Annotated in this window: 11 protein-coding genes; 7 read left to right on the forward strand and 4 right to left on the reverse strand. The window is 48.2% G+C overall.

The genetic code is table 11. The features are described 5' to 3' along the window. The first annotated feature begins 171 nt into the window (after positions 1 to 171). The 3 genes from ACXAH1_RS10615 to ACXAH1_RS10625 all read left to right on the forward strand — a co-directional run bounded on the left by ACXAH1_RS10615 (position 172) and on the right by ACXAH1_RS10625 (position 3,212). A complete protein-coding gene (locus tag ACXAH1_RS10615; protein WP_475196595.1) occupies positions 172 to 465 on the forward strand; it encodes a helix-turn-helix transcriptional regulator in 294 nt (97 codons plus the stop codon). 3 nt (positions 466 to 468) lie between these two features. Continuing rightward, a complete protein-coding gene (locus tag ACXAH1_RS10620) occupies positions 469 to 1,011 on the forward strand; it encodes a hypothetical protein (protein WP_475196597.1) in 543 nt (180 codons plus the stop codon). A 551-nt stretch (positions 1,012 to 1,562) separates the two neighbouring features. After that, positions 1,563 to 3,212, forward strand: a complete 1,650-nt coding sequence (locus tag ACXAH1_RS10625) for an alpha/beta fold hydrolase (RefSeq protein WP_475196598.1) — start codon at positions 1,563 to 1,565, stop codon at positions 3,210 to 3,212. 39 nt (positions 3,213 to 3,251) lie between these two features. Here the strand turns inward: ACXAH1_RS10625 and ACXAH1_RS10630 are convergent, their stop codons facing one another. The 3 genes from ACXAH1_RS10630 to ACXAH1_RS10640 all read right to left on the reverse strand — a co-directional run bounded on the left by ACXAH1_RS10630 (position 3,252) and on the right by ACXAH1_RS10640 (position 5,804). After that, a complete protein-coding gene (locus ACXAH1_RS10630; protein ID WP_475196600.1) occupies positions 3,252 to 3,944 on the reverse strand; it encodes a penicillin-insensitive murein endopeptidase in 693 nt (230 codons plus the stop codon). A 119-nt stretch (positions 3,945 to 4,063) separates the two neighbouring features. Further along, positions 4,064 to 5,206 carry a hypothetical protein gene (locus ACXAH1_RS10635; RefSeq protein ID WP_475196601.1) on the reverse strand — a complete coding sequence of 381 codons (1,143 nt, stop codon included), beginning with the start codon at positions 5,204 to 5,206 and terminating at the stop codon, positions 4,064 to 4,066. Positions 5,207 to 5,438: 232 nt separating this feature from the next. After that, complete coding sequence (locus tag ACXAH1_RS10640) at positions 5,439 to 5,804, reverse strand: zinc ribbon domain-containing protein (protein WP_475196603.1); 366 nt, start codon at positions 5,802 to 5,804, stop codon at positions 5,439 to 5,441. Between the two features lie 317 nt (positions 5,805 to 6,121). Between ACXAH1_RS10640 and ACXAH1_RS10645 the strand changes: the two genes are divergently transcribed. After that, on the forward strand, positions 6,122 to 6,247 hold the full coding sequence (locus ACXAH1_RS10645) for a hypothetical protein (RefSeq protein ID WP_475196605.1): 126 nt from the start codon (positions 6,122 to 6,124) through the stop codon (positions 6,245 to 6,247). A 112-nt stretch (positions 6,248 to 6,359) separates the two neighbouring features. On the opposite strand, the gene ACXAH1_RS10650 is transcribed toward ACXAH1_RS10645, so the two are convergent. Then, entirely contained in the window at positions 6,360 to 7,199 is an 840-nt protein-coding gene (locus ACXAH1_RS10650; protein ID WP_475196607.1) for a hypothetical protein, read from the reverse strand. 203 nt (positions 7,200 to 7,402) lie between these two features. Here ACXAH1_RS10650 and ACXAH1_RS10655 point away from each other — a divergent pair, with 203 nt between their 5' ends. From ACXAH1_RS10655 to ACXAH1_RS10665, 3 genes are all read left to right on the forward strand, one after another. After that, positions 7,403 to 8,818 carry a PfaD family polyunsaturated fatty acid/polyketide biosynthesis protein gene (locus ACXAH1_RS10655; RefSeq protein WP_475196608.1) on the forward strand — a complete coding sequence of 472 codons (1,416 nt, stop codon included), beginning with the start codon at positions 7,403 to 7,405 and terminating at the stop codon, positions 8,816 to 8,818. 17 nt (positions 8,819 to 8,835) lie between these two features. Next, complete coding sequence (gene fabD / locus ACXAH1_RS10660) at positions 8,836 to 9,891, forward strand: ACP S-malonyltransferase (RefSeq protein WP_475196610.1); 1,056 nt, start codon at positions 8,836 to 8,838, stop codon at positions 9,889 to 9,891. Between the two features lie 66 nt (positions 9,892 to 9,957). Then, the gene (locus tag ACXAH1_RS10665; protein ID WP_046003637.1) at positions 9,958 to 11,697 is read left to right on the forward strand and encodes a carbamoyltransferase family protein; all 1,740 of its coding nucleotides are present in this window, start codon (positions 9,958 to 9,960) and stop codon (positions 11,695 to 11,697) included. Positions 11,698 to 11,706 lie beyond the last annotated feature (9 nt).

Genomic DNA, 11,706 nt, shown 5'->3' on the forward strand with positions numbered 1-11,706 from the left:
TTGAAGTTAATTCCTTTCTCAGGTTTTGTGTGAAACAGCGAATGCCCCCCTGACAGTTATTATTATTTTCATAAAATCATGACTCAAATAAACATTTGTTACAAAAAGATTGATGCGATATTTCTTAATTGCTAGTTTTAGCCACACGTAAAGGTAGGGAGATTGTCACGTGTGAAAAATGATCATGTTAAGCGACAGGCTGAAGTTGATGGCTTCAAACGATTCGTTCAGAGATCGATTCGTGTACTTAGGATTGAAAGGGGATGGTCACAAGAACAACTAGCCAAGAAATTGAATGTGGATCAAAGCACCATCAGTAATTATGAATCAGGTAAAACCGATATGACCTATGGTCAGCTATTTGAGATGTGCTTGGTTTTCGGTAAAGATTTGATTTCCCTAATCGAAATCCACAGTCGAAAAACCAAAGGCACTTCACCAGATAAAGAACAGGAGCAGGAGTAACTCATGAATATCGTATATTCAATAATGGAATACACGCCCATTAGTATTATAGTCTTGGGGTTAATTATGCACTGGAAAGTGCTAACCGCACGCTGGTTCTTACTTACTTATGGTGTTTTAGAGTTGATTGATTTGAACCTCCTTCCAATGGCACTAAGCTGGAACACACATTACTACTTGTACTGCATAGTCATGAGCATTGCGTTTGTTTTACCCATCGTTTATGGTAGGAGCCTTGCCTATCATTGTTACAACGTGACAGGTATCAATTATTTTCGCCAAGTGTACGAAAGAAAAACAGCTCTTTCGTCGCAGGAATGTTCAATCATTTTAGTTATTACAGTGTCATGTTTAGCAAACATGCTCACATGGCTAGAGGTACTAGCCTATAAGTACGACTTCATTAGTACCGCACTATTTAAGTTGTATTTTAGAGACAATATCATGCTCGCTTTGCATGTACTGCTCTGCATCGCATTGATGTCTTACACTGTAAGAGCTGGAATTAGGGAAGAGGATTATTTAAGACATGAAGGTATTAAATAACAGCTACTTAGTAAAAGTGTTCGGTGGTTTGGGTGGAATAGGCAGTCCAGACCTACCACCACAAGCGCAGGTACTCCCCCCACCAACAAATACAAACAACACTCCAAACTGATAAAGAAAGCGCTTTTTCGGCGCTTTCTTTATGAATATTTACATAGAAACTGTGGGTTAGCTAGAAAGCAACGGAGTTTAATGTTCATACATGCAGAACAGGCAACTTAGCTCAGATACCTGTTTCTAAATTCGGACTGATATATAATCTCAGCGCGTCTGAATGTTAACTGTCGTTTTCAAAGTTCGGCTCGGTGTAATGACGCATAGAGTGATCCTTAACGACACAGCCAACTCTAAAACCCAAACCCTAATAGTAGGTCAGCTAATAGCCAATCTCCCCATGCCCAGCTTTACCCGAACGGCCTGTTTCTACATTAACTGCATTTATCAACTTGAACCTTTTTCAGGTAAAAAGCGATACACAACAAAACGGGAATAAGATAATGTTAATTTCAAACCAACAAGGCTAACAAAAAGTAAAGGGAAATAAGAAAACAATGAAGCTATCAATAGTCGCACTGAGTGCGCTAACACTGGCAAGTACCAGTCAGGCCACCACCCTCACAGAATCACACTTTAACCGCTATCTGGATTTTAACTGGGGCGCGTGTCCGACGCAGTTTCAATCCACAGATGGTAAAAACACCTGTACACTGGCCGATGTGCCTCTGAACTGGCAGGAGCCAGACGGTAAGAAAATCTCCGTGCTGGTCTCTAAATACCCTGCAAAATCGGCAAACAGTAAAGGGCAAATTTGGTTGTTGCAGGGTGGGCCAGGTGGCTCTGGCAGCTTTTTTGTGCAGCAATTAAATACCACTTTGTCGCCTTTTACCGAGCAATATGATTTATACGTGCTGGAACATCGCGGCGTTGGCTGGTCTACTCATCTGGCGTGCAGCAATCCGCTTGACGCCGATTATGCTCAGTATGCCCAAACCTGTTTTGATGATCTCCATCAGCAATGGGGTGATGGTCTGTTTGAGTTTAATACCACAGCAGCAGCACGTGACCTGGATTATGTGATCGGCAAAAGTAAGGTGCGAAACTGGCAACCCAGCTATGTCTATGGCGTTTCTTATGGCACGCTGTGGGCACAAAGGTTCAGTCAGGTTGCCCCAACCGGTGCTCAGGCCATTATCCTCGACTCAGTGCTGCCACCTGCCGAATTTGGTAATGACCTGTGGGATGAGAACTTTAACGCAACACTGGACGATTTGCTCGCCTACTGCCAGCTTGATACAAGCTGTCAGTCGCGGTTAAATTTCAGTTCGCTGTCGCAGCTCAAACAGCGCCTTATTGATATTTTTACCGCCCAGCACTGCCCCGGACTGGACTTTGACCGCCGGGCTTTGCATATCCTGGCATCCCTCGGCTTGTCTCGCTCTGTGGAGCAGATATTGTTGCCCGCGCTACATCGCCTGAACCGGTGTAATAACGATGACGTCGTGGCCCTGAATAACCTGCATAATTTTGTCTTTAAAGGCCTGGGTAAAAAAGTGCTGCCACTTGGGGAAAAAGATCCTTTGGGCTTTTCGCAAGTTGTTTCAAAACTTATTACCCACAACGAAATTAATCATGTGCAACGCGATTTGCCAACCAAGCTGGCTTATTGTCAGGATGCCATTGCCTGCTACCCTGACTTTATGAGCTATCGTATACACATAGATAAGCAGATCTGGAGCAATCGTTACAGCGACCCTTATATCTATCAGCCAATGCACCACTACATGCCGACCTTGGTACTCAATGGCGACCTGGACCCACAAACACCGCATACCTATATACCGCTGATCCAAAACGCGTTTACTAACATTAATCAGCGTTATGTTGAGCTGCCGCGGATGCATCATGGGGTACTTTTTGTCAGCCAGACCAGGGACGTAAACGCCAACACCTGTGGTGCGACAATCATGCAAAACTTTATTGAAGATATCTGGAGCCAGCCAGATACCAGCTGTATCGCAGATTTGCAGGGGCTTAACTTTGACGCATCCTCTATGGCAAGCCTGGTGCTGTTCGGTACGACCGATGCTTTTGATGGCCTGCCAGAGGTCATGTCAGAGGCCGATATCATGCAGCTAAAGGCATCTGATCCACAAGCATTTGCGCAGGCATCCGCCACCTTTATGCCACTAATTGACTTCTGATAGATTTATTTCACATTTAACACAATGACTGAAACCACGTTATCCGGTTTCAGTCATTGGTTCACAGGGTATGTCAAAATCAACATGATAGTGTTCATCATGACGGACCCAGGACGGCTTTTTAGAAAACTGAACCTGAGTTTTCAGATATTCCCCATACTGCGTGCTGAACAGGTTCGGTTGCAAATTAGGGTCGAAAATAACACGCCAGATATCATGACCGCGACGTATTGCCTGCTGATGTAACGCGACAATGTGCGCCGCCATCGCATCATAGTCTATTCTCAGGCCATCAAACTGCTCCTGTTCATCAAACTCGATAAGGTAGCCAAACTTATTGAATGGATGTGTTGGCAAGTGTACCGACTCACCTGCTGTATTGATAACGGGCGTCATAAAATCCACCGATAGACCATTACGATGGGTTTTATGTGGCCTGAACTGTCCGCCTGCGGCAAAACCTGTCTCAGCATACTTGTACACTTTATCCGGGTGCGTTTGTTCCAGCGTCTGATAGGCGGCTGTCACAATTTCATATACTTCTGAATGCACATAGGTACGCCCGGCCAGACGCGCAAGCCGGCTGTAGCCTTCGAAGTTATTCCCTGAATGCGGTAGCTCGACCCCATCGCTCAACGCGCCTCGTGCCGTTGTGCCATAACAGGTGCTGGTTTTAGCATTCACAAGCACAGGGACGAGAATAATGAATGGTAATAAATATCGATATGTCATTACGGCAAAGTAACTGCATTGAGCTGAATAAATGCTGACAAAATTTGCGGTTGTCTGGCAGCTGCCAGCATGCAATAACTACTCGGCTGGGTCCAATAAGACCCAGCCAGTTTAGGGGGTTAAGGATAAGTTACTGTTAGTGGTGCCAGTTTAAACGCGCCCTGCTTTGCCTCATTGAGACCCGTTAACGCAATAAAGCTGGTTTGGGTTTGGCTCTGGTAGTGATCCTCCGAATAACCAAGGCGTTTGGCCTGCTCAGGGCTGCCAAGCGGGTTATGTTCAAACGCCAAGCTCATTAGCCAATAAGTTTCATAATCGCGGGCATAGGTATTCGGGTTGAGAAATGCCCCGTACTGCAATGGAATGTCCCAGGCAATTTTGGTCTGTATCTGTTTTGAGCCTGGCGCGTTTCGGTAACTTAACTTAAAAAAGGGTGCTAAAAAGGCTTTGGCATTACCACGCAGCGACCCCAATTCATAAACCGGATGTTCCCAGTTCCAGATACCAAAGTCGGTTGCGGCAACAGCCAGTCCATTTTGCACAATATCCTCGTTGAATAACAAGCGGGTGATATAACCATCCAGTATCACCTCACCCTTGATAGGCAAGATCAGGTGTTCAGGTTCACCATAGCCTGGGTGGCTGTAATCGCATTCCCCAGACCGTGAGTTGAGACAATATACAATGTTATTGTCCGACGAGGCTTGATTGAGGTCGCTGGGATGCTGCATTTTCAGAGCATAAGGCAGGCGTGTTGCATCATGATGTTGTAATAACTTCAACAGTGCAGTTCGGCTGTAAGATAAGTCGGTTACAAAATTTTGCAGCTTGCCATCAACCCAGCGCTCGCTATTTACCCATATGCCCAGCGTATTGCTGTCCTGTAGCCGCGCCAGTGCCTCACGCACGGGCAGATCTGCCGCCCAGGCCTGCCTGTCACTTTGCTGACGCTCGGGCATAAAGGTCCCACAATGCAAGTAGCTATGCTCTGTATAGACATCAAAATAAGCAAACCCCAATTGGCTTGCAGCAAAGCGCGCCCGCAGATGGGGTTCGCCCTGTTTGTCTATGATATCGAAACCAAGAAAACGTAATGAAGGGTCGGCTTTAAAATCAGCTTGACTGGCGGTGTGTGTACTTTGTAAGACGTGCTGTTCACTCAACGCGGTACTGCAGGCGTTATCCACCAGTTGCGTGCTTGCCAGGCTTATCTGGCTATAGGAAAGTGCCGTAAAAAAGAAAAAACGCGATAATACTGTCATGATCTAGTCCTTGAAATGATCCAATGTTTTTCAGCAGTCATAGACTGCCCCTGTTATTGCGGCACTGCGTTACTACCGAGCTGAGATCTAACAGCAAACCACGCAAGCCACAAACCAACAAATTAACACTTAACCAATAAATTTAACAACCCTGCAATTTAATCATCTCCTTGATTAATTATTGTTCCTCTATCCACTCCTGAATATTCGCTATCGCAAAATCGATTAGCTCTTAGGGTTTACCGCTAAGTAATACGTCAATGGCTTTTGCGATTGTGCCGAGCACTGAACGCACCAGTGTTTGAGCAAAACACAGTATTGCAAAACCAATCGCTAAACCCAAAATGACAGCTTCATTTTCAGTATCCAATTCATTTTCAGTAAAAAATAACATGTACACCAAATAGATATATATAAAGCCAAACAGCACATCTACACCTTGCCTAACCACACTTTCCATCTTTTCTGAACGTCGGCGATCGCCACCACTTTGGTTTTTAACCTCTGGTTTACTACTAAGAGGACAACCACAATGAATACAGCTAGGAGATAAATCAGATATTTGTTTGCCACATTCAGGGCAACTAACTAGGCTCATTTACTTTCCCTCGAATACTTAAAGAACCCTCAAATCACCAAAGAGGCAGTCGTAAGACTAGTATAGTGATGTTTTTGGCACATACTCACTTGATCCGATGAGCAGACACACTCCTTCAACCTCCTGCTTCTCCATTATGTTCTCATAATTATGTATTACGGTTCGGTGTAATAATCATACTCGGGCCTTGACTCTTGATGCATACACTCTCAAGCGGCACCAGCCCAAACCAGTTTCCAGCCATTTCAGCACAACAACTGGGCGTCGCATCGTTTTGACGCAACTATGCCGTTAACTATGCCTATGCCAGCGGCGGCATGTACCGGGGCATTGCCTCGGCAAAACTGATTATCGCCATGGCGCAAGCCAGCTTGCTGAGCTTTTTAGGCTCAGGCGGCTTGTCTGTCGATGTCGTTGACCAAATACTGAGTGAGTTTCTATGATTAGAAATAGTAAAGAGAGGTTAATCACCTCTCTTTACTGATCGTTGCATTATTTAACTTGATAACGCTACTATTGTATGATTTTTGTCATCTGTCTGATTCATTGCGTCAGTTAGGGTACCCACTGACACACCACTTGTCTTTGCAGGTCAGGAATCGTCCCCGTATAGCCGAATGTACAGACGTAATCAGTATTATCGAAAAACTTTCGGAATGAGTTGTCCAATGCAAAAAGCCTCTCGTGTTGCTGTCTTGTGTTTACTTCCGCACTGTATTTTACCTTAACCTTGTTTGGCGGAACGATCTGGATGTCCACATCTTCATAGGTGATACACCCGTGTTCTTTCACCTCACACACCGTCCAGGGGATCTCTCGACCGCCAGATTTTTTATAGGCATGAACCTGCATAGTGGGGATATTCGACGTACCATTTTTCTTCATAAGATGCTCTGAGACCGCTCTTACAGCCTGGGTGCCAATTTCTTGCGCAGCACTGTTCAACATGGTCTCTACTGGTCCCTTTTCCTGCTGTGGTGCTTCTGAACGCTGTCGACGATAGTTTCTGCTAGGTGTTTCAATAGCCCGTTGCGATGCAGATACTGAGCTGACATCACTTTCAATTGGCTCCACACCGTACGGAACACAGTTATTGCGTGGGTCCATACAAGGGTCATAGGGCACATAACGATAAGTATAGAGTTTATTGTTCAGAACACTGTCGACGAAGGCTTCCATTATATCGCTGGTATGTGCGTATGTTGTACAATATCCGTTGTTCGAATAGCAAAAAGTTTCAAATGAAATACTGCCAAGCTCACCGTTAACGTATGATGGGCTCAGCCTGATTTCCTCACCCAGTCTCGTTTTAAAGTACAATCCCTCGCTGGATAAAGCACTGAGAGAGTTTAAGAGTAGTACGAGCGTCATGCCCACATAAAAAATAAACTTCATAACATTTTCCCTAATTGAAATCGATGTAAATCGAAACTCGAAAGATAACAAAAGGTAAATAAAGAATCAAAAAATCAAAATAACTATTTACACTTTGCCAAACTAGTACACCCTGAACTCCTCCAACCTCTCCTTCTTCTCCATTATGTTTTCATAATTATGTATTACGGTTCGGTGTAATTATCATACTCGGGCATTGACTCTTGATTCATACACTCTCAGGCGGCACCAGCCCAAACCAGTTTCCAGCCATTTCAGCGCAACAGCTGGGTGCTGCATCGTTTCGGCGTGACTATGGCGTTAACTATGCCTATGCCAGCGGCGGCATGTACCGGGGCATTGCCTCGGCAAAGCTGGTTATCGCCATGGCACAGGCCGGCTTGCTGAGCTTTTTTGGCTCGGGTGGCTTGCCTGTCGATGCCGTTGACCAGGCACTGAGTGAGATACAAAACACGCTCTCAAAAGACCAACGCTTTGGCCTGAACCTGGTCTGCAATCTGACCCAACCTGAGCAGGAAACGGCGTTGGTTGAGCTGTGCCTGAAGCGCCAGGTTCGTTGCCTGGAAGCCGCGGCCTTTATTCGTATTACCCCGGCGCTGGTACTGTATCGCCTGCGTGGTCTGGTGCGAGATGAGCAGGGCCAGGTAGTGTCGACCAATAAGATGATGGCCAAAGTGTCACGCCCCGAAGTCGCCAGTGTGTTTTTAAGTCCGGCCCCGGACAATATCGTTGCCCAATTACTGGCAGATAAACACATCACTTTAGAGCAGGCCGAGCTGAGTAAGCAGATTGCCATGTGTGACGATCTGTGTGTGGAAGCCGATTCCGGCGGTCATACCGATCAGGGTATGCCAGCGGTGCTACTGCCTGCCATGCAACTACTGCGCGATACCCTCAGCGCTGAGCATGCCTTCAACATTATACCGCGCGTCGGTCTGGCCGGGGGCATAGGCACGCCTGCCTCGGCAGCGGCCGCCTTTATGATGGGCGCAGACTTTATCCTGACCGGCTCAATTAATCAGTGTACGGTCGAAGCCGACACCTCAGCAGCAGTGAAAACTCTGCTGCAGGACATTAATGTTCAGGACACCGACTATGCCCCTGCCGGAGATATGTTTGAACTGGGTGCCAAAGTACAGGTGCTGAAAAAAGGCGTGTTTTTTCCCGCCCGGGCGCAAAAGCTCTACCAGCTTTATCAGCACTACCCGTCACTGGATGCCATCCCCGCGGCGCAGCGTGCGCAACTGGAAGACAAAGTATTTAAAAAAACCTTTGCTGAGATCTGGCAAGAGACCCGTCAGTACTTACACCAGCAAGGGCGCAGTGAGGAAGTCGTGCGTGCAGAGCAGGACCCTAAGTACAAGATGGCCCGCGTGTTTCGCTGGTACTTTGCCCACTCGATGAAACTGGCGTTTGCCGGAACCACTCAGGAGCGGGTCAATTTTCAGGTCCATACCGGACCGGCGCTGGGGGCGTTTAATCAATGGGTGAAAGGCACTGACCTTGAGCCGTGGCAACAGCGCCATGTTGCCAATATTGCTCAGCTGCTGATGACAGAGACCGCCACCGTGCTGACAACCCAAACCCGGCACTGGCTGGCGCCAGCACACGTCGATTAACCACAGGTGAGGCAACAATGAAGAGTTATTTATTTCCCGGACAGGGCGCGCAATACGTTGGTATGGGCAAGGCCTGGTTTGACTTGTTTCCCGAGCAAACCCAGACAGCCAGTGACATGCTGGGTTACTGCATTAAAACCCTGTGTCTCGACGACCCAGATAAACAACTGAACCAGACCGAGTACACCCAGCCTGCCCTGTATGTGGTCAGTGCGCTGGCATTTTTGGCACACCAGCAGCGCGACCCGGCGCCTGCGGACTTTATGGCCGGGCACAGCCTGGGCGAATACACCGCGTTGTTTGCCGCCGGTGCGCTGTCTTTTGAAGATGGCCTGCGACTGGTGCAACAGCGCGGCGCCCTGATGAGCCAGGTGAGTGGCGGTGCAATGGCCGCGGTATTGGCGTTAGACGAGGCCGCGATAAGAGCGACTCTGGCAGAGCACCAGCTGGATGCACTGGACATTGCCAATCTGAACAGTCCGCAGCAAAGCGTGATCTCAGGCCTGAGCGACGACATCAGCCGCGCTCAGCATGCCATAGAGCAAACCGGCGGGCGGTTTATCCGGCTTAACACCAGCGGCGCATTCCATTCCCGTTATATGGCCGATGTGCAGGCAAACTTTGCACGCTGCGTGGCAGAGGTTGAATTTAAAGCCCCCGCAATCCCCGTGATTGCCAACGTCAGCGCTCTGCCCCACCAGAGCAACAATATCCAGTCACAGCTGGTCGCGCAGTTGACCCACTCAGTCCGCTGGACCGAAACGATTACCTACCTGCTGGCGCAAGGTGACATGACATTTGTCGAGCTGGGCCCGAAGAAGGTCCTCACTAAATTGGTGGCGGAGATCAAACAACACGCAGCTGAGTACGCACAAAGCGATACCCCAACGCTGGCACAGCAGGTTGAACAGTGGAATCAAACGCATGGCGTCGGCACAACAATCAAAGTCGCCCATATTAGCGAGCCAATGCGCACCCGTACCCCAGCCATGTTGCTGTTTGGCCACCGACCTGCGGTGTATGTGGAAGGCGCGCAGGGCTATATCGCATTGGATGAAGCCACAGCGCTGTAACAGAGAAAGAATATGCCCCGGCCCAGGCCGGACACAGAATAATGACCCAACTTTTGGACTGAAACGATGAAATACTATATTGGCCTTGCCACTTCCTTTCATGATCCTGCCATTGCGATTGTCAATCAGCAGGGTGACGTGATTTTTGCCGAAGACGCCGAGCGTTTTCTGGGCTACAAACGGGGCCTGTACTGCCTGCCGGATAATCCCTATTACATCGAGGAAGTCCTCAAGACCTATTGCAGCGACTGTACTGAACTGGTGATAGCCAAAACCTGGAGTAAAGGCCGCGAGAAAAGCACCAACATTCTCGAAAACGTAGTATTGAGCATTCTCGAAACCTTCTCGTTTAATATCGACGTGAACACCCGTGACATCAAGGATCAGTTCTACTTTGCCAGAGCCTCACAGGCCGCTGCAGGGCGTACCCTGTCGCGCTTTTTTGAAGCCTCGTGCCGCAACTTTATCGTGGGTAACTACCGCAATAAAAAGCCCACTGAAGTACGCTATTTTGACCACCACCTCACCCATGCAGCCAATGCCTGTTTTAACAGCCCATTCAGCGAAGCGTCCTGCCTGGTGGTAGACGGTATGGGCGAGAAAAGCAGTATCGACTACTTCACTTATAAAGATGGCAAGATCACCCCGGCGCCAATCAAGGTGAAGCGCTCTTTCAAAAGTCTGGGCCTGTTTTACACCATTATTTGTGAAAACCTGGGCTTTGATCCGCTCAAGGGCGAAGAATGGAAAGTCATGGGCCTGGCGCCTTATGGTAAAAAGGACCAGAAAATCTACGACCTGCTGCGCGCCTCTTTGCAGGTGAAAAACGGCAACTTCGTGGTGCCGAAAAACCTCAATGCCATTATGAAAGAGATCAAGGCCATGGCGCGTGAGCCGGGCGAGTCCATTGAAGCCTACAAAGATTTTGCCTACACCGGACAACTGGTATTCAGTGAGATCTTTATGGATCTGATCGATGCCATCTACGAGCATGCACCGTCGAAAAACCTCGCAATTTCCGGCGGCTGCGCACTGAATTCTTCCTTTATGGGCACCGCGCTGGCGAAATCCAAATTCGACAACATTTTTGTACCCTCAGCCCCGGCAGATGATGGCAATGCCATTGGTGCCGCCTTGCTGTGCTATCAGCAGGACAACCCAAGCTGGCAGCCTTCTACGCAAATTCAAAGCCCCTATACCGGCTCTGAGGTGAAGCAAAAATCACTGGATAAACTGCACCGTTACAGCCACCTTAAGGCCACCGATTACGGCGAAGATGTTTATAAGAAAACCGCAGAGTTTCTGGCTGAAGGTAAAATCATCGGCTGGGCACAGGGCCGCGCTGAATTTGGTCCGCGTTCTTTAGGCAACCGCTCAATCCTGGCTAACCCGTGTCTGGTCGACATTAAAGACACAGTGAACGCCCGGGTTAAGTTCCGCGAAGAATTCCGCCCCTTTGCGCCGTCTATCCTGCATGAGTATGGCGACGAGTACTTTGAGGACTATCAGGAATCTCCTTATATGGAGCGTACTTTGGTGTTTAAAGAAGCGGTGCGCGACAAGGTGCCGGGCGTGGTGCATGTCGACAACACCGGCCGCCTGCAAAGCGTGAAGAAAGAATGGAACGCGCCATACTATAAGCTGATCGACAGCTTCCGTGAAATCACCGGTGTGCCGGTACTGCTGAACACCAGCTTTAACATTATGGGTAAGCCCATTGTCCACTCGGTTGAGGACATGCTGGCGGTGTTTTTGATGTCCGGCATTGATGTGCTGGTGATCAACAACACCATTTACGAGAAGTAACCCTGTGGC

The sequence above is a fragment of the Pseudoalteromonas sp. AWH4_217 genome, from assembly GCF_056161105.1.